General features: G+C 60.8%; 25 protein-coding genes. 16 read left to right on the top strand and 9 right to left on the bottom strand.

The features are described from left to right. Positions 1–249 precede the first annotated feature (249 nt). On the top strand, positions 250–2,433 hold the full coding sequence (locus U5K31_12015; protein MDZ7773447.1) for a glutamine synthetase III: 2,184 nt from the start codon (positions 250–252) through the stop codon (positions 2,431–2,433). 114 nt (positions 2,434–2,547) lie between these two features. Here the strand turns inward: U5K31_12015 and U5K31_12010 are convergent, their stop codons facing one another. Genes U5K31_12010 through U5K31_12000 form a run of 3 tightly spaced genes read right to left on the bottom strand, consistent with a single transcriptional unit; the run spans position 2,548 to position 5,092 of the window. Continuing rightward, complete coding sequence (locus U5K31_12010; GenBank protein ID MDZ7773446.1) at positions 2,548–3,978, bottom strand: DUF4097 family beta strand repeat-containing protein; 1,431 nt, start codon at positions 3,976–3,978, stop codon at positions 2,548–2,550. Continuing rightward, positions 3,975–4,571, bottom strand: coding sequence for a hypothetical protein (locus tag U5K31_12005; GenBank protein ID MDZ7773445.1), 597 nt, complete (start codon positions 4,569–4,571; stop codon positions 3,975–3,977). Before U5K31_12005 ends, U5K31_12010 begins: the two co-directional genes overlap by 4 nt. After that, complete coding sequence (locus U5K31_12000) at positions 4,568–5,092, bottom strand: sigma-70 family RNA polymerase sigma factor (GenBank protein ID MDZ7773444.1); 525 nt, start codon at positions 5,090–5,092, stop codon at positions 4,568–4,570. Before U5K31_12000 ends, U5K31_12005 begins: the two co-directional genes overlap by 4 nt. A gap of 187 nt (positions 5,093–5,279) precedes the next feature. Here U5K31_12000 and U5K31_11995 point away from each other — a divergent pair, with 187 nt between their 5' ends. Both U5K31_11995 and U5K31_11990 read left to right on the top strand, forming a co-directional pair. After that, positions 5,280–5,567: a type II toxin-antitoxin system Phd/YefM family antitoxin gene (locus U5K31_11995; protein MDZ7773443.1), complete on the top strand. Its 288-nt coding sequence runs from the start codon at positions 5,280–5,282 to the stop codon at positions 5,565–5,567. A 109-nt stretch (positions 5,568–5,676) separates the two neighbouring features. Then, positions 5,677–7,014 carry an amidohydrolase gene (locus tag U5K31_11990; protein ID MDZ7773442.1) on the top strand — a complete coding sequence of 446 codons (1,338 nt, stop codon included), beginning with the start codon at positions 5,677–5,679 and terminating at the stop codon, positions 7,012–7,014. Positions 7,015–7,028: 14 nt separating this feature from the next. Here U5K31_11990 and U5K31_11985 read toward each other — a convergent pair whose 3' ends face one another. Beyond that, complete coding sequence (locus U5K31_11985) at positions 7,029–7,748, bottom strand: hypothetical protein (GenBank protein ID MDZ7773441.1); 720 nt, start codon at positions 7,746–7,748, stop codon at positions 7,029–7,031. 263 nt (positions 7,749–8,011) lie between these two features. On the opposite strand from U5K31_11985, the gene U5K31_11980 reads away from it, so the two are divergent. Then, positions 8,012–9,244 carry an ABC transporter permease gene (locus tag U5K31_11980; GenBank protein ID MDZ7773440.1) on the top strand — a complete coding sequence of 411 codons (1,233 nt, stop codon included), beginning with the start codon at positions 8,012–8,014 and terminating at the stop codon, positions 9,242–9,244. Between the two features lie 5 nt (positions 9,245–9,249). Here U5K31_11980 and U5K31_11975 read toward each other — a convergent pair whose 3' ends face one another. Genes U5K31_11975 through U5K31_11960 form a run of 4 tightly spaced genes read right to left on the bottom strand, consistent with a single transcriptional unit; the run spans position 9,250 to position 14,221 of the window. Then, positions 9,250–10,089 (bottom strand): 1,4-dihydroxy-2-naphthoyl-CoA synthase, encoded by an 840-nt coding sequence (locus U5K31_11975; GenBank protein ID MDZ7773439.1) that lies wholly within the window; start codon positions 10,087–10,089, stop codon positions 9,250–9,252. Continuing rightward, a complete protein-coding gene (locus U5K31_11970; protein MDZ7773438.1) occupies positions 10,064–10,957 on the bottom strand; it encodes an alpha/beta fold hydrolase in 894 nt (297 codons plus the stop codon). Before U5K31_11970 ends, U5K31_11975 begins: the two co-directional genes overlap by 26 nt. Then, positions 10,954–12,735, bottom strand: a complete 1,782-nt coding sequence (menD, locus tag U5K31_11965) for a 2-succinyl-5-enolpyruvyl-6-hydroxy-3-cyclohexene-1-carboxylic-acid synthase (protein MDZ7773437.1) — start codon at positions 12,733–12,735, stop codon at positions 10,954–10,956. Before menD ends, U5K31_11970 begins: the two co-directional genes overlap by 4 nt. Further along, positions 12,728–14,221, bottom strand: a complete 1,494-nt coding sequence (locus U5K31_11960; protein ID MDZ7773436.1) for an isochorismate synthase — start codon at positions 14,219–14,221, stop codon at positions 12,728–12,730. The genes menD and U5K31_11960 overlap by 8 nt, the downstream gene beginning before the upstream one ends. A 303-nt stretch (positions 14,222–14,524) precedes the next feature. Here U5K31_11960 and U5K31_11955 point away from each other — a divergent pair, with 303 nt between their 5' ends. Next, positions 14,525–15,103, top strand: coding sequence for a GNAT family protein (locus U5K31_11955; protein MDZ7773435.1), 579 nt, complete (start codon positions 14,525–14,527; stop codon positions 15,101–15,103). 72 nt (positions 15,104–15,175) lie between these two features. On the opposite strand, the gene U5K31_11950 is transcribed toward U5K31_11955, so the two are convergent. Next, the gene (locus U5K31_11950) at positions 15,176–15,451 is read right to left on the bottom strand and encodes a DUF4290 domain-containing protein (protein MDZ7773434.1); all 276 of its coding nucleotides are present in this window, start codon (positions 15,449–15,451) and stop codon (positions 15,176–15,178) included. 169 nt (positions 15,452–15,620) lie between these two features. Here U5K31_11950 and U5K31_11945 point away from each other — a divergent pair, with 169 nt between their 5' ends. The 11 genes from U5K31_11945 (at position 15,621) to atpA (ending at position 23,147) form a co-directional block, all read left to right on the top strand. Next, positions 15,621–16,607, top strand: coding sequence for a cysteine synthase family protein (locus tag U5K31_11945; protein ID MDZ7773433.1), 987 nt, complete (start codon positions 15,621–15,623; stop codon positions 16,605–16,607). Positions 16,608–16,670: 63 nt separating this feature from the next. Further along, positions 16,671–16,991, top strand: a complete 321-nt coding sequence (locus U5K31_11940; GenBank protein ID MDZ7773432.1) for a DUF3467 domain-containing protein — start codon at positions 16,671–16,673, stop codon at positions 16,989–16,991. A 4-nt stretch (positions 16,992–16,995) separates the two neighbouring features. Next, a complete protein-coding gene (locus U5K31_11935; protein MDZ7773431.1) occupies positions 16,996–17,877 on the top strand; it encodes a M23 family metallopeptidase in 882 nt (293 codons plus the stop codon). Between the two features lie 11 nt (positions 17,878–17,888). Then, positions 17,889–18,356: a polymer-forming cytoskeletal protein gene (locus tag U5K31_11930; GenBank protein MDZ7773430.1), complete on the top strand. Its 468-nt coding sequence runs from the start codon at positions 17,889–17,891 to the stop codon at positions 18,354–18,356. Continuing rightward, entirely contained in the window at positions 18,353–18,598 is a 246-nt protein-coding gene (locus U5K31_11925; protein MDZ7773429.1) for an AtpZ/AtpI family protein, read from the top strand. The genes U5K31_11930 and U5K31_11925 overlap by 4 nt, the downstream gene beginning before the upstream one ends. A 31-nt stretch (positions 18,599–18,629) precedes the next feature. Further along, complete coding sequence (locus tag U5K31_11920; GenBank protein ID MDZ7773428.1) at positions 18,630–19,010, top strand: hypothetical protein; 381 nt, start codon at positions 18,630–18,632, stop codon at positions 19,008–19,010. Continuing rightward, the gene (atpB, locus tag U5K31_11915; protein ID MDZ7773427.1) at positions 19,011–20,102 is read left to right on the top strand and encodes a F0F1 ATP synthase subunit A; all 1,092 of its coding nucleotides are present in this window, start codon (positions 19,011–19,013) and stop codon (positions 20,100–20,102) included. It abuts the gene before it with no gap. Beyond that, entirely contained in the window at positions 20,065–20,385 is a 321-nt protein-coding gene (gene atpE / locus U5K31_11910) for an ATP synthase F0 subunit C (GenBank protein ID MDZ7773426.1), read from the top strand. The genes atpB and atpE overlap by 38 nt, the downstream gene beginning before the upstream one ends. A gap of 28 nt (positions 20,386–20,413) precedes the next feature. Then, entirely contained in the window at positions 20,414–20,932 is a 519-nt protein-coding gene (gene atpF, locus U5K31_11905; protein ID MDZ7773425.1) for a F0F1 ATP synthase subunit B, read from the top strand. A 4-nt stretch (positions 20,933–20,936) separates the two neighbouring features. After that, positions 20,937–21,485, top strand: coding sequence for an ATP synthase F1 subunit delta (gene atpH / locus U5K31_11900; GenBank protein MDZ7773424.1), 549 nt, complete (start codon positions 20,937–20,939; stop codon positions 21,483–21,485). Between the two features lie 33 nt (positions 21,486–21,518). Continuing rightward, positions 21,519–23,147 carry a F0F1 ATP synthase subunit alpha gene (gene atpA, locus U5K31_11895; GenBank protein MDZ7773423.1) on the top strand — a complete coding sequence of 543 codons (1,629 nt, stop codon included), beginning with the start codon at positions 21,519–21,521 and terminating at the stop codon, positions 23,145–23,147. The last annotated feature ends 4 nt before the right edge of the window (positions 23,148–23,151 follow it).

The raw sequence follows: 23,151 nt of genomic DNA, 5'->3' as shown, positions 1-23,151 counted from the left end.
CAAGATAGTGAAATTCCGCCCTGCTTAAAAAAACAAGCCATACCGCCTCCCTCGGCGAAAAAGTTTAAGCCGGATGGGGTAAATACCCCTCTTCAATTAAATAAATAAGGTAATAGCCTAAATACTCCTTTATATATTAAATGTGGATAAAATATAGCTTAAATAAGTTGCGCGTTGGTGCGCCAATATCCTATTTTAGAGTCGAACTGCTTTTTAACCCCGCCCCATAAAATCTCTTCCACACTCTCCATGACAAAAGCACTTCGACGATACGACACGTTGGCCGCGGCCCGCAACTGGACTCCGCAGCAGAACGGCAACGACCACAAAGCGATGCAGATCACCGAAATTTTCGGTGAAAACGCCTTCCAGCTGGAGGACCTAAAGGAGCGTCTTCCCAAGAAGGTCTGGCACGACCTGAAGTCGACCATTTACGAGGGCGAGCAGCTCAATTCCGAAGTGGCCGACGCCGTGGCGGTGTCCATGAAGGACTGGGCCACCGAGAAGGGCGCCACCCACTTCACCCACTGGTTCCAGCCGCTGACCGGCCTCACCGCCGAGAAGCACGACTCTTTTATCACGCCCAACCAGGGCGGCGGCGCGCTGGCCGAGTTTTCGGGCAAGGACCTGATCCAGGGCGAACCCGACGCCTCCAGCTTCCCCAGCGGGGGGCTGCGCCAGACTTTTGAAGCGCGCGGCTACACGGCCTGGGATCCCACCTCTCCGGCCTTCATTATGGAGAATCAGAACGGCTCCTACCTCTGCATCCCCACGGCTTTCGCCTCGTGGACCGGGGAGGCGCTGGATCACAAGACGCCCCTGCTGCGATCCATCGAAGCGCTCAACCAGCAGGCCAAACGCGCCCTGGACATTTTCGGCGTGGAAACCTCGCGGGTCACCTCCACCGTCGGGTGCGAGCAGGAGTATTTCCTCATCGACCAGGAGTTTTACTACCGGCGTCCTGACCTGCTGACGTCAGGCCGCACCCTCGTGGGCGCCAAACCGCCCAGGGGACAGGAGCTGGACGACCACTATTTCGGCTCCATCCCCGACCGCGTGCTCTCTTTCATGCTGGAGGCCGAACAGGAACTCTACAGGCTGGGCATTCCCGTGAAGACCCGCCACAACGAGGTGGCTCCCAGCCAGTACGAGATCGCCCCGCTCTTCGAGACCTGCAACATTGCGGCCGATCACCAGCAGCTCATGATGATTACCCTCAAACGCATCGCCCGCAAGTACGGCATGGAGTGCATGCTCCACGAGAAACCCTTTGACGGGGTGAACGGAAGCGGCAAGCACCTCAACTGGTCGATGAGCACCAGCGAGGGCGTGAATCTGCTGGAACCCGGGGACAATCCCCACGACAACATGCAGTTCCTGTTCTTCTTCTCCGCCATCCTGAAGGCGGTCTACGAGCACCAGGACCTGCTGCGCATCTCCATCGCCCATGCGGGCAACGACCACCGGCTGGGCGCCAACGAGGCGCCTCCCGCCATCATCTCCGCCTACATCGGGGAGCAGCTGGAGGACGTGATTACCCAGCTGCTGAACGGGGGACTCAAGGAGTCCAAGCAGGGCGGACTGATGGGGCTCGGATCGCCCGTGCTGCCCAACATTCCCAAGCACGCCGGCGACCGCAATCGGACTTCGCCTTTCGCCTTCACCGGCAACAAGTTTGAGTTCCGCGCCGTGGGATCCAGCCAGTCCATCTCCTTCCCCATCGTGGTGCTCAACACCATCGTGGCGGACGCCATCGGCCGGATGTGCGATCGCCTGGAAGAGGGCATGGAGGATACCGACTCCCTCGAAAACGCCTTGGCCAACGTACTGCACGGCACCCTGGGCGAGTCGCGGGACATCATCTTCAACGGCGACGGCTACTCCGATGCCTGGCGTGAAGAGGCCGAAGAGCGCGGGCTGCTGAACCTGCGCACCACCATGGACGCTCTGCCGCGGCTGACCGACCGGAAAAACATCGACCTGTTCGAGCGCCACAGCGTGCTCAACGAGCGGGAGATCCACTCCCGGCAGGAGATCTGGGCGGAGCAGTACCTGACCACCCTCAACATCGAGACCGACACCACCGAGTCCATGGCCAAGACCATGATCTATCCTGCGGTGGTGCGCTACATGAACGAGCTCTCGGAGAGCGTGGAGCGCCTGGAAAAGCTGAATATAGATAACTCCGGCTCGCGCGACATGCTCCAGAAGGTAAACGGGGGGCTCAACGACCTGAACAAGGCGCTGGAGGACCTCCGCGAGACCGTACAGGACATCGAGGACGAGGACGTGATGACCCGGGCCACCCGCGTAAAAAACGAGGTGCTTCCGGTACTCACGCGCATCCGTGACTCGGTGGACTTCCTGGAGCGCTACACGGCCGACGACTTCTGGCCGCTGCCGGTTTACCGCGAAATGCTCTTCGTGAAGTAGGGCGTGATGGGACCTCCGCGGCCTGCGCGAACTCCGTAATGAATGGCCAACGCAAAAGGGCTGTCCCGGTTTATCGGGCAGCCCTTTTTGCATGGGGAAGGGGAAGGTGCGGTATCAGTAGTTTGCGGTGATCGTAATGTCGCCGTTCTGCGTTTGGATTTCGAAACGGCTCTGACTATTTCCTATTGAACCCGTAAGTACATCTTCTTGCTTATCGGGTATTTCAACCCCTCGTCCATTGGAAGTGAAGAGATTTGGAACGGTCAGTTCTCCGTAGCGTGCATAAAAATTATAGTGACCGGAATATTTTTCGTTCAGCGTGAACTGCACGTCCCCGTAGGTTACCTGTATATTCACCTGCGAAAGGGAGCCTGTACTCTCCACGTTGACGTCACCCGAGCGATTGTGTATGCCCAGCACGGCCCCGGAAAACCGGTTGAGGTCGATTTCAAGATATTCACCCTGGATGTTGGTGGTGCGTTGCACCCCGTCAGCGGTCACAGAACCGGACCGGTTTTCGACGCTCAGATCTCCCCGGATGTCTTCCAGATTTACCTCCAGGTACTCACCGGAAATCTGCAGGCTTCCTGTGACGTTGCGTACGTTCATCGAAGCCGACCGGTTTTCAATGGAGCTGGGTTCGGTGCCGGTGAGATTTCTGGCCGTAATGTCGGTGTACTCGCCGGCAAATGCCAGCTGGGGGACGTTTTCAATGGTCAATTCCCCACTCCGACTCTGAACGGTTACCCCTCCCTCCACTTCCCGGATATTCATGGAGGAATAGTCCCCCCGTACCTGCAGGGTGCCGCGGATGCCTGTTGCCTCCACCGTACCGCTCTGGTTCTGTACACCGACGGTCCCGCGGATGTCGGACAGGTCAATATTGCTGTAGGGACTGATAATTTGTGTTTGACCGCCGATATTTTCGAGGACAATGTCCGCGGAACGGCTGTTGATATGGGCCTGTCCCTCCACGTTGCGGGCCGTCGTGTTTCCGTACTCGTTGGACACCGAGAGGTTACCGCCAATGTCTGCCACAGTCACCTTTCCACTCCGTGTTGATACCTGAAGGTCACGGCCAACGCTGCGAATATCGACGTTGGAATAGCGCGTTCCCAGTTGTAGGGCAAGATCCTGCGGCATGTCAATCACCAGCTCCTGCTTCTCGATGTTGAAATTCCGTATGTCGCTGCCGAAGAGGCGCTGCAGCCAGGACTGATTGGCCTCACGGCGCATATCTTCCAGCTCGGGAAATTGTATGCTGAGCAAGGCCGTGCCGCCCTGTCGCTCCAGGCGGAATTCGGCCCGGTTGAAGTTGCGTTCGTGGGCCAGGCGGTTCCCTTCGAAGGCGTAACGGTAGGAGATGCTGTCGGTGTCGCTGCCACGGAGGACGACGGTGAAGCCGTTGCCCAGCTCCACCTGGAAGTTCTGGACGCCTCTCCCGTCGATGGCGTCGCGGGTCTCCCCGGTGTAGGTGTCCTGCGCCGTGAGGGCGGGGACCAGGGCCAGGCAGAAAAGGCTGAATAGAAGGACGGTACGTTTCATGAGGATGCCTCTTGGTCTTCGGTTAGGATCAGTTTCTGTACAAAGTCGAGTTTGGTGGCGTAGAGCCGGCGCAGCTGACTGCGCTTGGCCCGGGTGGAGCCGTTGAGCAGCATGTCGCTGCGCATCTCCTCGATCATGCGGTCGATCTCCTGGAGTCCCCTGAGCTGCGAATCCAGGGCCTCCTGTTGCACCTCACTGGCGGGTGTGGAGAGGAACTGTGCGGAGGAGGCGAGCTCCTGCAGGGAGGTGCGGTAGGTTTGCTGCAGCCGGCTTTCGGGCGCCGAATCCCCTCCCAGTTCCTGCCAGAGCGTGTACGCTCCGAACAGGGCCAGCAGGAGCAGCACGGCCGCGGCCTGTCCCATCCAGAAGCTGCGCCAGTGGAAGGCGGCGCCCCGATGCGGGGACCCCTGGCCGGCCTCCCGTCCCGAGGTGGACCCGGCGCCGCCGCCGGGCAGGCGCTGCGCCACGGCGGTCCACATGGAGGATTTCTCGGAGGAGGTGGGCCGGTCTTCCTCCCGGTAGTATTCGTGGGAGGAAGCCCCGGAACGCCCACGGTCTTTTCGGTCGCGGTTTTGGTGTCGGTCGCTGTTCATGGTCGTTTGCCTATCTGTTCACGTAATTCCGATTTCGCGCGGGTCAGGATGGTGCGCGAGGTGCTCTCGCCCACCTCCAGCATACCGGCGATTTCGCGATGCGAGTAGCCCTCCACCTCGTAGAGGATCAGGACCATCCGCTTTCGCTCGTCCAGGTTCTCAATTTCGCTGCGCATGGTCATCAGCGTTTCGGGCGGCAGGCCGCCCTGCGCCTTCCCATTGTCGGGCAGCTCCTCCATTGTGTCAAAGCGCAGGGCGCCGCGGCGGCTCATCTTCATCTCGTTGATGGCGATGCGCCAGAGCCAGGTTCGAAATTGCGAACGGCCCTCGAAAGTGTTCAGATTTTCAAAGGCTTTGATAAAGGCCTGCTGAACCCAGTCTTTCACCTCCGCCCGGTTCGCCGAGAACTGCATCAGGAAGCGAAAGAGTGCGTCCACATGCCGCTCGTACAGTTCGCGGAAGGCGGACTGGTCGCCCGTCCGCGCCCTCTGCACTGTCGGCTCCTGCTGTGATGATCCCATGCGGTGGTTGCTGTTTGTCGGTTGGATGCGTCCCACCCCCGAAACGCTACAGGAAAGTTTAATAAAATTGTAAGTGTTTCCTGGATGGTGACTCTTTTAATTATCAGGTGAGATGAATTGAAATTCATTGCATAAAAAAACTTCATGAAGTACATTAATGGTATATCTAAAAACTAAATATAGTTCGATGAATACCATTTCCCTGTCTGAAGACGTACAGCCTCTCTCTGAATTCCGAAAACGATCTGCCGAGTTTATCCAGCGCATCAAGGAGGATAAACAGCCGATCCTACTCACCCAGCATGGGAAGAGCGCCGCCGTACTTATGGATGTGGCTGAGTTTGAGCGCATGACCAACAAAATTCAACTGCTGGAAGAAATTCTGGAAGCTGAGGGTCAGATCAAGAGAGGAGAGAGTTACACCTTGGAGGAGGCAAAGGAGCGACTTGAGAAACACAAGAGTAAATGGGAATAACATTTTCAGCATCATATTCATCGTAATATGCCCTCTTGCGCTTTCCGGCCAAACCCCCTTAATTCAGAAGGTTCGATCCAACGTACCTTTTCATCCAATCCCGGGATCCATGAAAGTCTTCCGATGCCTCTACATTCCGGCCGCTGCCTGCCTGCTTCTGGCCCTGGCCGCGCCATCCTCCTATGCACAAAACGTCTCTGCTGACGAGCTTCACCAAATCATCGACCAGCAGTCGGAGGCCCTCTTCGAGCAGGTGGTGGAGTGGCGCCGCCATTTCCATGAGAACCCCGAGCTCTCCAACCGGGAGACCGAAACGGCGGCGTATGTGGCCGACTACCTGCGCTCCCTGGGCATGGAGGTGCAGACCGGTGTGGCCCACACCGGCGTGGTGGGTATACTGGAGGGCGGGCGGCCTGGTCCCGTCGTGGGTCTACGCGCGGACATGGACGCCCTCCCCGTGACCGAGCGGGTGGACGTGCCTTTCGCCTCCACCAAGACCACCACCTTCCTGGGCCAGGAGGTAGGCGTGATGCATGCCTGCGGACACGACACCCACGTGGCCATGCTGATGGGGGTGGCCAGGATCCTGACCGACATGAAGGAGCAGTTGCCGGGCACCGTAAAATTTATCTTTCAACCCGCCGAAGAGGGCGCGCCTCCGGGAGAGGAGGGCGGCGCCGAGCTGATGGTGGAGGAGGGCGTGCTGGAGAATCCGGAAGTGGACGTGATTTTCGGACAGCACATTGACTCCGACACGCCCGTGGGCAAGCTGAACTACCGCCCGAGGGGTTCCATGGCGGCGGCCGACCGCTTTGTGATTACCGTGCACGGCAAGCAGACGCACGGCTCCACACCGTGGACGGGCGTCGATCCCATCGTCACCTCGGCACAGATCATTAACGGGCTGCAGACCATTGTCAGCCGGCAGACCGAGCTGACCAAGGCGGCGGCCGTGATCTCCGTGGGCAAGATCTCCGGCGGCGTGCGAAACAACATCATTCCGGAATCGGCCGAAATGATCGGCACCATCCGCACGCTGGACCCTGAAATGAAGACCATCATCCATGAGAAGATCCGCCACACGGCCACCACCATCGCCGAAAGCATGGGTGCCACGGCCGAGGTGGAGATTGAGCTGGGCGTGCCGGTGACCTACAACGACCCGGAGCTCACACAGCAGATGCTGCCCTCCCTGCAACAGGCCGCCGGGGGAGGGGAGAACGTGATTTTGGAGGACGCCATTACGGGGGCGGAGGACTTCTCATTTTTCCAGCAGCAGGTGCCCGGCCTCTACATTTTCATCGGCGGCATGCCGGCGGATATGGACCCGGCCAACGCCACCCCGCACCACACCCCCGATTTCTACATCGATGAGTCGGGCATGCGGCTGGGCGTGAGGTCCCTGGCTTACCTGGCGGTGGATTACATGCTAAGCCATGCGGATTAGCATGATCGGGCGAGTCAGAAATTAACCAGCATATTTTCGTCCAGGATCTGCCCGTCCATCGTATCTACATAGAGATTCAGCCAGGTGAATTCCTCCCCGAATGGAATACGCCAGGTGAGGCGTAGCTGGATCGTGTCCCCTACCCGGTGAGGGAAGACGACCGTCTCAAGGGAGTCGGGGGGAGGCAGATCATCCGGACCGATATTAAATGCCGCCCCGCCGGTCCAGTCGCGGTATTTGAAGGTATGGCCGACAACGGAATTGCGCGCCTGAGATCTGTTGACGGCAAACCTGTCGGGTACCACCACGTTGGGGTACCAGTGTCCGTCGATTCTATAGATGCCCTCCGCTGAAAGCCAGATGTCTATCCGGGTAAAGCGGATCGGGATGCCGTTTACGATCTGTCTTCCCAGTTGGAATTTCCATTCGCTGTCCGGAACGTCTGCTCGGCCGCTGTAATCCCTTATGTGAATGTCCCCTTCCGATTGCAGGTTGGTGAATTCGTGGTATTTCGGCAGTTCGGATCGAAGGATGGCAATGGCCTCGTCGAGCGTAATGCTTGAGTCCGCTCCCTCCGCACGGTGACATTCCCCCTGATCGGCCGTATAGCCGTACCGGTTGAGTCCCGTGCAGATTTGTCCATCGCTCAGTTCCCGGAACTCGGCGGTTCGCTGCCCCAATTCCGATTCGGAGATAGGTGTCAGTTCCATGGGATAGGAGTCGATCCCGTCCATATTATTATCACATGCTGCGCTAATAAGCAACAGGACTGTCAATAATATGATGGCGCGGCGGATGCTCATGGGTATACCTCAATGTGCAAGTGTTGGCAACCTAGCATAATGGACCGAATCAAACAAGAAAAAAAACTATAAAATATTGTTTTTAAATACTTTAACAGATGTAAGGATGGGGTTTGAGTCACGGACCATACGTAACTTGCGTGCAGCAGCGGACGTAGGCAAACCCAATTGGAATACGTCACGAATTCTATAGAATGCTTGAAAAAATAGTGATCTCCGTGGGCGTGGCCTGGCAGAATATCCGGGCCAACCCCCTCCACACCGCCCTCTCCACCCTCGGCATCGTTATCGGCGTCGGGGCCCTCGTCTCCATCCTCTCGCTGGCCGACGGCCTGGAGCAGCATGCCCGCGAGCAGATCGAAAGCACCACCTCCCTGCAGACCCTCATCGTGCAGAGCCGCACCAGCCGGCAGGTAGACGGGATACGGGTGGAGAGGGAGGACGTACCCGTGCTTGGACCCGAAGAGGCGGCTGCACTTCACGGCGCACTGGAGGGCGTGGTGTCGGTCTCCCCCCGCGTGGAGGGCAGCGCCCTGGTGAGGCGTCCCGACGGGGGAGGGGAACTGGGCGTTACCTACGCCGTGCTGACCGCCGGCGATCCCCTCCTGGAGCAGGCCGAAGGGGTGGCCGGTGCGAGCCTGGCGGAACTGGTGAAAAACGGCGAGGACAGCAGCCTGGTGGTCAACCACGCCCTGGCGCGGCGCCTATCCGGGGACGGTGAGGTGTCCGGGGCCCTGGGCACGCAGGCGGTGCTGAACGGCCGCAGCTGGCGCGTGGCCGGGGTAGTGGAAGACGATCCCACGGGTCTGCTCCGCGCGGTCATGCCCATGGAGGCCCTGAGCCGGGAAGAGCTGCGCGCCGCGCCTCCCCGGCTGGTCCTGCAGGCGGAGCGCGTGGAGGAGGTGCCCCGAATCGAAGAGGATATCCGGGTGTGGCTGGACGGGCGCTTTGCGGAAGGGGAGGAGGCCTTTGCCATCGCCACCAACCGGATGCGCGTGGAGCAGGCCAGCCGCGCCATGCTCATCTTCAAGGTGATTATGGGACTCATTACGGGCATCTCCGTGGTGGTGGGCGGCATCGGCGTGATGAATGTGCTGCTGGTCTCCATCACCGAACGCACCAGTGAAATCGGCATCCGCAAGGCGACCGGCGCCAAGCGAAGGGACATCCTGTTGCAGTTTCTCTCCGAGTCGGTCACCATCTCCAGCCTGGGCAGCGCCCTGGGACTGCTTCTTGGGATGGGGGTCTCTCTGGCGTCTGTGCCTCTAGTGACCTGGCTGACCGATGCGCCCTTCCGGGTGGTTTTCACTGCGGAGACTTTCCTTATCATCGGCCTCATTGCGCTGATCATAGGCATCGTCTTCGGCACCTACCCGGCGCTTCGTGCGGCCCGTCTCACGCCCATCGACGCCATCCGCCGGGAGTAGGGCCGTCACCCGATCCAGGGGTATTTGCTCCAGTCGGGGTCGCGCTTTTCCAGGAAGGCGTCACGACCCTCCTGCGCCTCTTCGGTCATGTAGGCCAGGCGGGTAGCCTCGCCGGCGAATACCTGCTGCCCCACCATGCCGTCGTCCACCAGGTTGAAGGCCAGCTTGATCATGCGGATGGCGGTCGGACTCTTGCCCAGGATCTCCTGCGCCCAGCTGTAGGCCGTCTCCTCCAGCTCGTTGTGGGGCACAACTTCGTTGACCATGCCCATCTCATGGGCTTCCTGCGCGGAATAGTCGCGTCCCAGGAAGAAGATCTCACGCGCCCGCTTCTGTCCCACCTGGCGGGCCAGCAGGGCGGAGCCGAAGCCCCCGTCGAAGCTGGCCACGTCGGCGTCGGTCTGCTTGAAGACGGCGTGTTCTTTGCTGGCGAGCGTCAAATCGCACACCACGTGCAGGGAGTGTCCCCCGCCCACGGCCCATCCCGGCACCACGGCGATGACCACCTTGGGCATGAAGCGGATCAGCCGCTGCAGGTCGAGCACATTGAGCCGGGCGGTGCCTTTTTCGTCGGCGTATCCCGTTTTGGCGCGCACCCGCTGGTCGCCCCCCGAGCAGAAGGCCCAGCCGCCGTCCTTGGGCGATGGACCCTCGCCGGTCAGCAGCACCACCCCGATGTCGGTGTCCTCGCGCACGTCTTCGAAGGCCTCGTACATCTCGAAGAGGGTTTTGGGGCGGAAGGCGTTGCGCACCTCCGGCCGGTTGAAGGCGATGCGGGCCACGCCCCCCGATTTCCGAAAGGTGATGTCTTCGTACTCTTTAACGGTGGTCCAATCCATGCTCATGGTCTTCGTGGTTGGTTAAGAATGCGGTGATAAGTTTCAGAAGGTAAAAGGGCTGGTCCAGGTGCACGCGGTGGGCGGCCTGCGGGACGATGTCGACGCGGTTGTACGGCAGCAGTCGGTTCAGGTTTGCGGCGATCCCGCGGTATTTGGGGTCGTGTTCCCCCGCCAGGGCAAGCACGGGCAGTCCGAAGCCCTCCAGGCGGTCCCAGGCCGGGGGCATGGCGCCGCTGCCGAAGCCCCGGAGGCTGGCGGCCATGCATGCGGGCCGCTGGCTCCGCTGTATCGCGGCGTAGCGTTGGTATCGTTTCGGATCCGGCCGACGCGGGCTGTTGCCGGGCTCCCCGCCTTCCCCGGCAGGAGAGATGGGGGAGGGTACCTCAAAGAGCTCCAGCTCCTCCCAGCGCTGCAGAAAGGCGTCGAAATCCTCCTCGATGGCGGCGGCCCGTTCCTCGTCCTCCCTGCGCCGCCGCTCCCGTTCGTTTTCATCCTCCAGGCCGGGATGGGCGCTCTCCAGCACCAGGCCTTTCAGTGTTTCAGGATGCTCCAGGGCGTACTGAAGGGCCAGCCGTCCCCCCATGCTGTAGCCGTAAAGATAGAGCGGCTTGCGGTCCAGTCGACGGACGATTTCGCGGAGGTCGGCCACCTGCCGGCCACAGCGGTAGCGGTCCGGTTCGGCCGGTCCCTCCGTGCGGCCGTGTCCCAGCAGGTCCAGTGTCACTGGCCGGCAGAAGGATGCCAGGTCGGAACCCAGGTGATCAAAGCATGCGCCGCTGCCCATAAAGCCGTGCAGCATCAGCAGGGTGGGGCCGGCGCCATCCTCCCCCAGGCTTTCCAGGTGATAGGCGATGTCGTTAACCGTTTCGGTCATGCGATTCCCCACAGCCTCCTGCGCAGGTTCATGGCGTATTCGGCGTCGGTCCGGCACTCGACCAGGTGCAGGCCCCGGCCGGTCTGGCGGGCCAGCTCCTGCAGATCCAGCGAAGAGAGCTCGGACGGTGTCTCGATGCGGGTGTAGGGCAGGCCGTAACTCCCGGCCATGCTGCGGATATCGGCCTGCTGCGGGGTTTCGAAATAGAGACGGAAGACCTCCCCGCGTTCCGCGATGGGCAGCATGCGGAAGATGGAACCTCCGCCGTTGTTGACTATGATAACGATCAGGGGTTGGGAGGGCAACTGTCCGCCCAACAGGGCGTTGGTGTCGTGAAGAAAGGCGAGATCGCCCGTGAAGAGCACGCCGGTTTTGCCGGAAGCCAGGGCGATGCCCATGGCGGTGGAGGTGATGCCGTCGATGCCGCTGGCCCCGCGGCTGACGAAGGCGGGGGAGGCGAGCGGCGGACCGCAGAGCAGGCGGTCGCGTACCGGGAAGGAGTTCGAAAAAAAGGCGAACCAGTCCGGGGGCACCTGCGGCAGCAGGCGATGGTAGAGCTGTCCGTCGCCCAGGTGTGTGCCATCGCTGCCGGTTTCGCCGTTTCTGCTGCCGAGCACCTCTCCGCGGCGGCGCGCGTATTCCTCCTCGCGTGCGCGCCAGCCTGCCAGCCAGTCGGGACCGGCGGGCTGCAGCCGGCAATCCGGCTCCGAATGACCGTCCCAGGCCAGCCGGCGCGTGACCGACACGGTGATGTCGTGGGAATTGGAGGGGTGGGCCAGATGCCAGTGGGGGACCCCCTCCCAGGCACGCAGGGCATATTCCAGGGCCTTGCTCACCGGCTGGAATCCGAAGCGCAGGATCAGCTGGGGGCGCAGCTCCCGCCGCGCTTCCCCGTCGCGCAGGAAGCCCTCGAAACCGGTGACCGCCGTACCGTCGGATGTGTCGTGCAGGGCGGAGGAGTCCCCGCCCGTCTCGCTGAGCAGGGGGGCGTTCAGGCGGCGGGCCAGGCGCGCGGCGGCCCCGGGATCTTCCATGGGGGAGAGGGGTCCCTGTATCACCACGGCGAGGGGGGCTTCGGGCACGATGTGACCGGCCTTCTCGTCGCCGCCCGGTGCAAGATCGGGGACCGCCGCGGGACGGGCCTCGCCCCATTCGACTCCCGGTCTTTCCTCGGCCTCCACCTCCCGGACCTGTCGTGCGTTGGCATCGTTCGCCTCCTCGAGGCGATCGGAATCAGGCTCCAGCGGCTTGTCAAAAGGGGCGTTCAGGTGGGCGGGTCCACGTCCCTCCCGCGCAGCATTCCATAGTTTGCGTGCCAGCTCCCCGGTCTCCTCCGGGGTGATCCCGTCGGACAGCAAGCTGGCGTAGCGCACGGGATAGTCCCCGTAAAGTTCATCCTGGCGTATGGTCTGGTTGGCGCCGGTACCCACCAGCTGCGGCGGACGGTCGGCCGTGGCCAGCAGCAGGGGTACGCCGGACATGCGCGCCTCGATGACGGCGGGGAAATAGTTGGCCAGGGCGGTACCGGAGGTGCAGACCAGCACGGCGGGCCGTCCCGTAGCCTTGCCAATGCCCAGGGCGGTGAATGCGGCCGACCGTTCGTCCAGAATCACGTGCTTTTCCAGGCCGGGATGGACCGAGGCGGCCAGCACCAGGGGGGTGGAGCGCGATCCGGGGGAGATCACCACATGGCGCAGTCCCAGCCGGTAGAGGGCCCGGAACAGGGCGTTGCAGAGGTCGAAGGCGAGATTGCCGGAGGGGACGTCGGCGTCAGGCATGGTTGAGGGCGGAGAGCATGGGCTCCAGTTTCAGGTTGGTCTCCTCCCATTCAGTTTCAGGATCGGAATCACGCACGATGCCGCAGCCGGCAAAAAGGGAGACCCCTTCGGGTCCCACAAGCGCGCTGCGTATGCCCACCACAAACTCCCCGCCTCCGTCCAGGTTGAGCCAGCCCAGGGGACCAGCGTACCAGCCGCGGTCGAAGTTCTCCAGGCGGCGGATCCAGGGCGCGGCGGCCGACCAGGGGTAGCCGCCCACAGCGGGCGTGGGGTGCATGGCCCCGACCAGCGTCAGGGGGTCGGCTTCCTCCTCCAGGCGGGCGGTGATGGGCGTGTAGAGGTGCTGCACATTGGAAAGTTTCTTGACACGCGGCTCCCCGTGGTTTTCGATCTGGGCGATGTAGGGCTGCAGGCGATCCCGGATGTCGCGGACCACCAGGTTGTGCTCCTCACGGTTCTTGGCGCTGGCCAGCAGCTCCTTGCCGTAGAGGGCGTCCTCGCTGGCGGTCCCGCCCCGGCGAATACTGCCGGCCAGGGCTTCGGTAAGCAGCCGTCGATTCTGGAAGGAGGCCAGGCGCTCCGGCGTGCAGCCCAGGAAGGCGCGTCCCCCGGCCGGCTGCACGAGGAAGGACCAGCATCCCGGGTAGCTTCGGCGGAGGTCGTGCAGAATAGCGGTGGGTTCGAGCGTCTCCGTCGACAGGCCGGAACCTTTCCCGGGGGATAGATCCACCTTGCGTGCCAGCACCACCTTGTCCAGTTCGCCTCCGCGGATGGCCTCCACGGCCAGAGACACCGATCGGGTCCATGTTCGCCGGTCGTAGGCGTCGCCGGGCAGACGGAAGGCCTCCGGCTCCCCGCCGGGACGTCCCAGCACCTGGTCGGGGTCCAGCTCGAAGAGAGGCACCAGCCGCCGCAGGGCACGGCGCACGCGCCGGTCCAGTTCGGTAGGGTCCTCCCCGTTTTCAAGGTTGAGGGTGAGCAGGGTGAGGCGCCCATCCCGGAGCACCGACCAGCGCGGCACGTGAAACATGGCCGGTCGGAATCCCTCCCAGAGGCTGCTGTCGCCGTTCGCGCTGGCGCCCTCCTCCCCGAAAAATGAGAATCCGCCGAGCAGCAGGGGGCCGCCGCCGGAGTGGCCGGCGGGATTGTAGACGGCGAAGCGCTCCTTCAGATCATGCAGGCGCCGCCGCACCGCCCCGAATCGCTCTCTGCCCTCTGCCTCTACGGACAGCAGGGAGCCGGAAGCCCCCAGCGCCTCCTCGCGCTCGAGCTGTTCCAGGTAGTAGCGAAAGGTATCGCGCTCCCTATCAATCTCCAGACAGGCCAGGGGATCCAGCTCCTCTACGGGCAGGCTGAGCGAGAGCCAGGGGCGGTCGCCGCTGCTCTGGATGGCCTCCTCGAGAAAGGCCTCCCATCCGGGCGTCTCCAGGTGACGCAGGAGGACGTCGGGCAGCTTGCCGGTACGCGAGCTAAGGTTGGAGTTCATCTGGCCGATAAGAAGGTTGGTGGACCATGGGGCGGAGCCTTCCGGGAAACCGTCACCGGGGTCTACCCCGATTTGTTTTCAGAAGTTTCAAAATATAGTGAAAATTGGAAGAAGTCCACACGCGAAGATGTCCGATCCGGGCGGCCTTCCGTCCGGATCTGGTCCACCTTGTGGTGCCCTGGAGGCACGTCTCGCCCAAAATTAATTTGCTTTTCCAAGGCAGGTTCACGACACTCTTGAAAACATCTGCATCAGCCTTTGGGAAACGACAGACGATCTTTCAGCTTACCCTTATCATCTACCATGGTTGAGATAAAGCCCTTCGACCTGCAGAACGTCAGGCTGCACTACAAGTGGAATAACGACGCCGAACTCAACTACTACGATTCCGACTACCCCCACGAGCACGAAGCCTTTGATGACTTTCTCAGGCGCATCAAGGCGGTGGCCAACGAGAAGAATGAGGCGGCCGAGCTATTCGAAATTCACCTGGAGGAGTCGGGCAAGCTCATCGGCATTGTCGACATCCACGCCATCGACCATTACAACCGGCGCTGTTTCGTGAACTGCACCATCGGTGACCGCGACTACGCCGGCAAGGGACTGGATCTGGAGGCGCTGGAGGTCATCCTGCGCTACTGCTTCAACCGGAAAGAGTTGAACAAGGTGGCCACCACGGCCTTCGATTTCAATACTTCGTGGATCGAACATGTGGAAAGCCTGGGTTTCCGCCGTGAGGGCACCCTCCGGCAGCATGTGCTCAAGAAGGGAGAATTCCGCGACAAGCTCATCTACAGCCTGCTACGCCAGGAGTTTACGGAAACGGAATCGAGCAACGGCACGAACGGCCGCTCCGACAATATTCTAAGTCATAAAGTCTGACAAGTCAGAAAGTCTGAAAGTCCGCCGACTTTAAGACTTTTCGACTTCTGGACTTTACAGACTTTAAAAGACTTACTTGGCTTCATCAGGATCCCCCGTCATGTAGGGGTTGTAAATGCCGTAGGCGGTGGGGTCGTAATCGGCCAGCTGGAAAAAGTAGTCCCAGGCATCTTCGCTGTTCCCGTCGTCGTCCACCCACGAGGGGTGGCTCTGCTTGATCAGGCCGACCGCGCGGTTGGCGTATTCCAGCCTCTTCTTCTGGTCCTTGATACGGGGGAGGGCGGCGATCATGAGGTCCAGGTTGTAGCCGCAGTCGTAATCCCTGGGTTTCTTCTGTTCTATAAACATGCTTTCTGAGAGTAAAGAGGGGGTTCTTGCTGCCGTGTTTGCCCTTCTATAATAGCGGTTCTGCGCGGAAAGGTAAAAATATTTCGGCTTCGCGAATTCGGGTTGGTAGCGCAATTTTCCTATATTCTCTAGCTCTGACAACCCGAACGAAGCCATCAGCTTTTCCCCTATGTATTACGATTCCATCCTGGATGTCATTGGCAACACCCCGCTGGTCCGTCTCAACCATGTGACCGACGGCCTGCCGGGCACCGTGCTCGCCAAAGTGGAGTATATGAACCCCGGACAGAGCGTGAAGGACCGCATCGGCATCAAGATGATCGAAGATGCCGAGGAGAAGGGGCTAATCGAACCGGGGGGCACCATTATCGAGGGCACCTCGGGCAACACCGGGATGGGGCTCGCCCTGGCGGCGGCTGTCAAGGGCTACAAGTGTATTTTTACGGTTTCAGACAAGCAGAGCAAGGAGAAGGTCGACCTGCTGAAAGCGCTGGGGGCGGAAGTTAAGCTCTGTCCCAGCGATGTGGAGCCGGACGACCCGCGCAGCTACTATTCGGTGGCCAAAAGGCTCAACGAGGAGATCCCCAATTCCTACTACCCGAACCAGTACGACAACCCAAGCAACGTGGAGGCCCACTACGAGACGACCGGGCCTGAGATCTGGGAGCAGACCGAAGGCAGGGTGACCCACTATGTGGCCGGCATGGGTACGGGAGGCACCATCTCAGGCACCGCACGCTACCTGAAGGAGAAAAACCCCGACATCAAGGTGATCGGGGTGGACAGCGTGGGCTCAGTCTACAAGAAGTACTTCGAGACCGGCGAATTTGACAAGGAGGAGATACAACCCTACCTCACCGAGGGCATAGGGGAGGACATCCTTCCCGAAAATATGAATTTCGACCTTATAGACGCCGTGGAGCAGGTCAACGACAAGAACGCCTTCCAGGCCACGCGGCGCCTGGCGCAGGAGGAGGCCCTCTTTGTGGGGGGATCGTGCGGGGCAGCCGTCTACGGTGCCGTGGAGTATGCGCGCCGCGAGGGGCTGTCGGAGGACGACGTGATGGTGATTATCCTGCCCGACAGCGGCACCCGCTACGTATCGAAGATCTACAACGACGAGTGGATGAGGGAGCACGGTTTCCTGGGCGACTGAATCGCCCCGGGAAGGAATCCGCTTCCTTTTCACACACTGGAAGGACAACCTAGACACGAGTTCATGGCTGATCAGAGCAACCGCATGCAACAGGGACAAATGGAAATTGAACTGCCTGAGGAGGAGGCCACGGGCACCTATTCCAACCTGGTGATGATCACGCACTCCCCCTCGGAATTCATCCTCGATTTCATCGCGGTGATGCCCGGGGCCAGCAAGGCCAAGGTGGTCAAGCGCATGGTGATGACTCCCGATCACGCCAAGCGCCTGGCCAACGCACTTTCCGAAAACGTGAAGCGTTACGAGGAAGAGAACGGGAGCATAAACACCAGCGGACGCCCGGACGTCCCCTTCAACTACCGGGGACCCACGCCCGAAGCCTGATTGCATGTTCGACTTCCTGAAAGAGCTGTTCTATAACAAGGAGAACGAGCTGACGGTGGTGCTGCTGGACGACGAGCACCCCGAGAAGGCCAACTCCTACGAGGTTCGACCGGCCCGGCTCTGGACCATGCTCTACGGGGTGCTGGGTGCCACCGTCGCGGTGGTACTCCTGCTGATGATGTTCACCCCGCTGGGAACGTTGTTTTACAACCAGCCGGACGACCGGCTTCGCCAGCAGGTCATCGACGTATCGCAGCGCGTGCAGGCCCTGCAGGATTCCCTGCAGGCGCGCGACCTGCAGCTCAGCCAGATCCAGGACGTGCTTATGACAGGAAGCGACACTACTTTTGAGGTGAGCGGGGACGTCAACCTGCCGTCCTCCCCCGTATCCGGCGGAGAGGGGACGGCAAACCCCGGATCAGTGGGTCTGTCCGACGGCCGGCAGGTTGCGCCCGCCTACGAGATGATTTCACAGAACGAGATCATCTTTTCGGACCTGTTTTCGGGGGCGCCCACTTTTCCGGTGGCCTATCCTGTGGAGGGGACTCTCACACGGGACTATCAACCCGCCAACCGCCACTATGGTATCGACATTGCCACCGGTGAGGGCACCGAATTCCGCGCCCTGGCCGACGGTTCCATCGTCAGCCAGGACTGGTCGGTCAACTACGGCTACGTGATTCATGTGCAGCATGCCGGGGGACTGATAAGCATTTACAAGCATGTGACTCGGGTGAACCGCTCCATCGGCGACGTGGTGCTCAAGGGCGAAATACTGGGAGCGGTGGGCGACACCGGCATACTCAGTACGGGACCGCACCTGCACCTTGAGATCTGGAAAAACGGCGTCCCGCAGAACCCGAATTCTTTTTTAATCAACCCGTAAGGACCAGGACCATGTTCAACAGCAACAACTCCAACAAATCGTCTTCGAAGTCCGGGGCGGGATCTCCGGGCAACAATCTGCCCTCGGTTAACATGATCAGCGAGGGCACCAACCTGAAAGGGAACCTGAAGACCAAGAACGACATTCGCATTGCGGGTTCCCTGGAAGGCGAGGCCGAGGCCACCGGCAAGCTGATTATCACCTCCAGCGGGTCGGTGACCGGGGATGTGCAGGCGGCCGACGCCGACATCGCCGGCACGCTCAACGGGGAGATCTACGTCAAGAACAAGCTGGTGCTTCGCCAGTCGGCCGTAATTGACGGGGACATCCACACCAAGAGCCTCCTGGTGGAGGAGGGGGCCCAGATCAACGGCACCTGTCACATGGGCGAGGACATGAAGCTTCCCCCGACCAACAGCGCCGGGCAGGGCTCGGTGAACCAGGCCATCAGCGATACGCCCGAAGGCGCCCAGGCGTGAGCGGCGGATCCGACAGGAAGCAGGCCGACAGGGAGAAGGACAGCCGTTCCGCCTATTCCCGCTATGCGCCCTACCTCTCGCTGGGCGCGGAAATCGCTGTGGGCGTTACGGCGCCTGTTCTGCTGGGCTACTGGCTCGATCAGAAACTGGACACCTCGCCCTGGCTCATGCTGCTGGGTATTCTGGCCGGCATGGCCAATATCTTTCTGCTGATCTACCGCCTCTACAAGGACCTGGGGTGATGCGAACCACTGCTTCAAAGGGAATGCTTCTGTGAAGAACGCTTATTTCTACCATTTTCTCTCCTGGTGCGCCGCCGGCGCCCTCCTGCCGCTGGCCGCCTGGCTGATGCTGGGACCCGAGGCGCTGCTTCCGGCGGCCGTCGCCTACCTGCTGAGCTTCCTGTTCACGGGCAGCAACTTCGCCGTCATCCTGAAAATCGGCGTCGACAGCGACCGGCGCTTTTACCGTATCTTTCTGGTTTCTATAGCCCTACGATTTCTGCTGGTTCTGGGGGCCATCTATCTTGCGCTTGCGGTGGTGAAATTCCACCATATTTATTTTACAGTTAGTTTCATTATTTCTTATCTTTTCCATTCTGTAATCGAAATTATTTTTTTAAACAAAACACTGGAAACCGAAGCGGAATTCTAAATGGTACAGGCCTTTCGCCGACTGGCAGTCACAGTATTCTTACTGTTCTTTGTGGTTCCCGATTCTAATGCTCTTGCCTCCACCTCCCCGGAGTCTGCACTGGAGCAAGCCGATCAGTCCGAACAGGCGCAAGCCGCCGAGGGTGAATCGGATGGCGCTCCCATCGACCTGATGGGCAAGATCTCCGACCATCACTACCTGGATGTGATGGGCTATCACCTGGAGCTGCCGCGCATCATTCTGGCCGGCGGGCAGTGGCACTTCTACGGGTCTACCCATGCCGCCGTGGAATCGGGCCGTTTTACCGAAGACCACGGCGCCCTTACCTATACCGGCGAAGGGGAGATCGCGCTCGATATGTCGATCACCTCCCACCTGATGTTCTTCTGGTTTGCCGTGGGCCTCACGGGCCTGCTTACCCTGATGGCCGTGCGGCGCTACGACAAGGGGGTGGGAAGGGAGACGGCGCCCAGGGGCTGGTTTCACAACCTCTTTGAGATCACCTTCCTGTTCGTTCGCGACGACATCGCTCGGGGCAACATTCCGGAAAGCAAGTACAGAAAGTTTCTGCCCTACCTGTTTTGCGCCTTCGTCTCCATTACCTTTATGAATCTCTTCGGCCTGCTGCCCTGGGGCGTCACTGCGACGGCCGATCTGACCGTGACCGGCACGCTGGCCTTCATGACCTTTTTTCTGACGCAATGGAACGGCTCCAAGGACCACTGGGAGCATGTGTTCTGGTTCCCCGGCGTACCGGGCTGGATGCGCATCATTCTCACGCCCATTGAACTCCTGGGCCTCTTCACCAAGCCTATTGCGCTCGCCGTCCGTCTCTTCGCCAACATGCTTTCCGGCAAGATCATGATCATCATCGTGCTGGGACTCATTTTCATTTTTGCCGACGGTTTCGGTACCACGGTGGGCATCGGCACCAGTTTCCTGGCGGTGCCCCTCACCGTACTGATGTACGTGCTGAAAGCTTTTGTCGGCGTACTGCAGGCCTACATTTTCACGCTCCTTTCGGCCGTGTTCATCGGTATGGCGGTCGAGGAGCATGAACACCATGATGAGGCGGTGGAAGCACACGCCTGATTTTAATCGAACTTTCAATACCCTACATCCCAACCATAATCAAAAGAACAGGTACAACACTATGGGTTTATTAGCAGCAGGAATCGGAGCAGGAATTGCAGCCATCGGCGCCGGCATCGGCATTGGCATGATCGGTAAAGGTGCGGTGGAAAGCATTGCCCGTCAGCCTGAAGCCTCCGGCGACATTCGCGGGGCCATGATCCTGACCGCCGCTCTCATCGAGGGTGTGGCACTGGTCGCCGCTATCGTCTGTTTCCTCCTGGCTCTCGGCATCCAACTGTAACCTTCACCGCTGACACTCCATTATGACTGTGTTACCACTAGTCCTGGCCCAGGGAGGGGGTTTCCTCTCTTTTAACGGCGGTTTCGCCCTATGGGTGCTGATCACGATGGTGCTCTTTCTTCTCCTGATGGGGAAGTATGCCGTTCCGCACATTATGAAGGCACTCAGCGAGCGCGAAAACCGTATCCAGGAGTCGCTGGAGTCGGCTGAAAACGCCCTGGCCCGCGCGGAGCAGATCTCGAAAGACAACGAGAAGGCCCTCCGCGAGGCCGAGCAGAAGGCCCAGCAGATTCGCAAGGAAGCCATCGCGGAGGCGGAAGTCCTCCGCGCCGAGCGCATCGAAAAGTCGAAGGCTGAAGCCGCGCGCATGCTCGAACAGGCGCGCGAAACCATCGAACAGGAGAAGAAACGTGCCCTGCTGGAACTGCGGGACGAAGTCGCCCGCCTTGCCGTGCAGTCGGCCTCCGTCATCCTGGAGTCCGAACTGGACGAGGAGAAGAACAGCAGGCTCGTGAACAACTACATCCAAGAGCTCTCCAAAAACTGACGCCATGCGCACCACCAAGACGGCACGCAGGTACGCCTCCGCCCTTCTGCAGTTTGCAAAGGAAAAGGAGCAGGTGGAGGCCATCCTGGACGACATGAATCTCATCCACAACACCCTGGAGGGATCCCGGGAGCTTGTGGCCTTTCTTCGCAGTCCCGTCATTAAGTTCGACGACAAGAAGGAGGCCTTGCGTGAGATTTTCGGGGAGAAGGTCAATCAGGCCACACTCCTCTTCCTGGACCTGCTGGCCCGAAAGGGCCGGATACGCCTGCTGGACCAGGTGACCGCCGCCTTCCGCGAGCAGTACAACATCCACGCCGGCATCATCGAGGTGGAGGTGCAGGCCGCCTTCGAAATGAACGGGGAGCAGCGCGAAAAGCTGCACCAATCCCTCGAAAAGAAAACCGGCAAAAAGGTGAAGATGGACCTCTCGGTGAATCCCGACTTGATGGGCGGGCTCTCCGTGCGCCTTGACGACACCGTCATCGACGGCACCGTCAGGCACAAGCTGGAGGAACTCCACGAGCAGCTTACGGCCGCTTCGGTCGAATAATTCCAACATCCGCTAAAAGCATTTACGAATACCATGAGTCAAGTCAGACCAGACGAAGTATCCGCCATCCTACGCAAGCAGCTCTCCGGCTTTGACAACGAAGCCGACGTGTACGACGTGGGTACGGTCCTCGAGGTAGGGGACGGTATCGCCCGCGTCTACGGCCTTTCCAAAGTGCAGGCCGGTGAGCTGGTGGACCTGCCCGATTCCAAGGACGAGGAGGGCAACTCGGTGCGCGGCATGGTGCTCAACCTTGAGGAGGACAACGTCGGCGTCGTGCTCTTCGGCGCCACCAGCGCGGTGGAGGAGGGCGACACGGTGCGCCGCACCAAGGACATCGCCTCCATCAACGTGGGGGAAGGGCTGCTGGGACGCGTGATCGATCCGCTGGGACGTCCCCTGGATGGCAAGGGACCCATTTCGGGCGACACCATCCGCACCCCCCTGGAGCGGAAAGCCCCGGGCGTGATCTACCGGGAGCCGGTAACCCAACCGCTGCAGACTGGACTCAAGGCCATTGACTCGCTTATTCCCATTGGACGCGGCCAGCGTGAGCTGATCATCGGCGACCGCCAGACCGGCAAGACCACCGTAGCGGTGGACACCATTATCAACCAGCGCGAGACCCAGGAGACCGACGCGCCGGTCTTCTGCATCTACGTGGCTGTGGGACAGAAGGGCTCTACGGTGGCTGGTATCGCCAACGCCCTCGAAGAGCAGGGCGCCCTGGAGTATTCGGTGATCGTTTCGGCCCCGGCCAGCGTCTCGGCCCCCATGCGCTACATCGCCCCCTTCGCAGGGGCTGCCATCGGGGAGTTCTTCCGCGACACTGGCCGTCACGCTCTGGTGGTCTACGACGATCTTTCCAAGCAGGCCGTCGCCTACCGCGAGCTCTCCCTGCTGCTGAAGCGTCCCCCGGGACGCGAAGCCTACCCCGGCGACGTGTTCTACCTGCACAGCCGTCTGCTGGAGCGCGCCGCCAAGATTATCGACAACGACGAGGTGGCCCGGCAGATGAACAATGTGCCCGAGCAGCTCAAGCCTCTCATGAAGGGCGGGGGCTCGCTGACGGCACTGCCCATTATCGAGACCCAGGCGGGCGACATCTCCGCCTACATTCCTACCAACGTGATCTCCATCACCGACGGACAGATCTTCCTGGACACCGACCTTTTCAACTCCGGGGTGCGCCCCGCCATCGACGTGGGTTCCTCCGTGTCGCGTGTGGGAGGCTCCGCCCAGGTGAAGTCCATGAAAAAGCTGTCCGGCACCATGAAGCTGGACCTGGCGCAGTACCGCGAGCTGGAGGCCTTCGCCAAGTTCGGTTCCGACCTCGACGCCGCAACCAAGCGGCAGCTCAAGCGGGGCGAGCGCACGGTGGAACTGCTCAAGCAGGACATCTACCAGCCGCGACCGGTGCAGGATCAGATTGCCCTGCTGAAGGTTAACGACGAGGGACTGCTTGAGGATCTGAAAGTTGACCAGATCATGCAGTTCGAGCAGGAGTACCTGGAGACCATCCGGGCCAAATTCAGCGATGAGCTCGGCGAGCTCGCCGATTCCGGTAATCTGGGCGACGAGCTGGGCGAGCAGCTGCTGGAAGCCGCCCGCAGCGTCATCCGACAGATCAAAGCCTCCGAAGAAGCAGAAGCACAAGCATAAGCAT

This window comes from Balneolaceae bacterium (genome assembly GCA_034521445.1).
Taxonomy (GTDB): Bacteria; Bacteroidota; Rhodothermia; order Balneolales; family Balneolaceae; genus JAXHMM01.
Note: the sequence above shows the minus strand (reverse complement) of the source record. Positions and strands in the feature narration are given on the sequence as shown.

Coding starts and splice junctions, on each gene's coding strand:
- U5K31_11955 (MDZ7773435.1), top strand. CDS start 14,525: ATGGTTGAGATAAAGCCCTTCGACCTGCAGAACGTCAGGCTGCACTAC.
- U5K31_11935 (MDZ7773431.1), top strand. CDS start 16,996: ATGTTCGACTTCCTGAAAGAGCTGTTCTATAACAAGGAGAACGAGCTG.
- U5K31_11985 (MDZ7773441.1), bottom strand. CDS start 7,748: ATGGACGGGATCGACTCCTATCCCATGGAACTGACACCTATCTCCGAA.
- U5K31_12015 (MDZ7773447.1), top strand. CDS start 250: ATGACAAAAGCACTTCGACGATACGACACGTTGGCCGCGGCCCGCAAC.
- atpE (MDZ7773426.1), top strand. CDS start 20,065: ATGAACACCATGATGAGGCGGTGGAAGCACACGCCTGATTTTAATCGA.
- U5K31_11945 (MDZ7773433.1), top strand. CDS start 15,621: ATGTATTACGATTCCATCCTGGATGTCATTGGCAACACCCCGCTGGTC.
- atpB (MDZ7773427.1), top strand. CDS start 19,011: ATGGTACAGGCCTTTCGCCGACTGGCAGTCACAGTATTCTTACTGTTC.
- U5K31_11970 (MDZ7773438.1), bottom strand. CDS start 10,957: ATGACCGAAACGGTTAACGACATCGCCTATCACCTGGAAAGCCTGGGG.
- U5K31_12005 (MDZ7773445.1), bottom strand. CDS start 4,571: ATGAACAGCGACCGACACCAAAACCGCGACCGAAAAGACCGTGGGCGT.
- U5K31_11950 (MDZ7773434.1), bottom strand. CDS start 15,451: ATGTTTATAGAACAGAAGAAACCCAGGGATTACGACTGCGGCTACAAC.
- U5K31_12010 (MDZ7773446.1), bottom strand. CDS start 3,978: ATGAAACGTACCGTCCTTCTATTCAGCCTTTTCTGCCTGGCCCTGGTC.
- U5K31_11940 (MDZ7773432.1), top strand. CDS start 16,671: ATGGCTGATCAGAGCAACCGCATGCAACAGGGACAAATGGAAATTGAA.
- U5K31_11990 (MDZ7773442.1), top strand. CDS start 5,677: ATGAAAGTCTTCCGATGCCTCTACATTCCGGCCGCTGCCTGCCTGCTT.
- U5K31_11980 (MDZ7773440.1), top strand. CDS start 8,012: ATGCTTGAAAAAATAGTGATCTCCGTGGGCGTGGCCTGGCAGAATATC.
- U5K31_12000 (MDZ7773444.1), bottom strand. CDS start 5,092: ATGGGATCATCACAGCAGGAGCCGACAGTGCAGAGGGCGCGGACGGGC.
- U5K31_11995 (MDZ7773443.1), top strand. CDS start 5,280: ATGAATACCATTTCCCTGTCTGAAGACGTACAGCCTCTCTCTGAATTC.
- atpH (MDZ7773424.1), top strand. CDS start 20,937: ATGCGCACCACCAAGACGGCACGCAGGTACGCCTCCGCCCTTCTGCAG.
- U5K31_11930 (MDZ7773430.1), top strand. CDS start 17,889: ATGTTCAACAGCAACAACTCCAACAAATCGTCTTCGAAGTCCGGGGCG.
- atpA (MDZ7773423.1), top strand. CDS start 21,519: ATGAGTCAAGTCAGACCAGACGAAGTATCCGCCATCCTACGCAAGCAG.
- menD (MDZ7773437.1), bottom strand. CDS start 12,735: ATGCCTGACGCCGACGTCCCCTCCGGCAATCTCGCCTTCGACCTCTGC.
- U5K31_11975 (MDZ7773439.1), bottom strand. CDS start 10,089: ATGAGCATGGATTGGACCACCGTTAAAGAGTACGAAGACATCACCTTT.
- U5K31_11960 (MDZ7773436.1), bottom strand. CDS start 14,221: ATGAACTCCAACCTTAGCTCGCGTACCGGCAAGCTGCCCGACGTCCTC.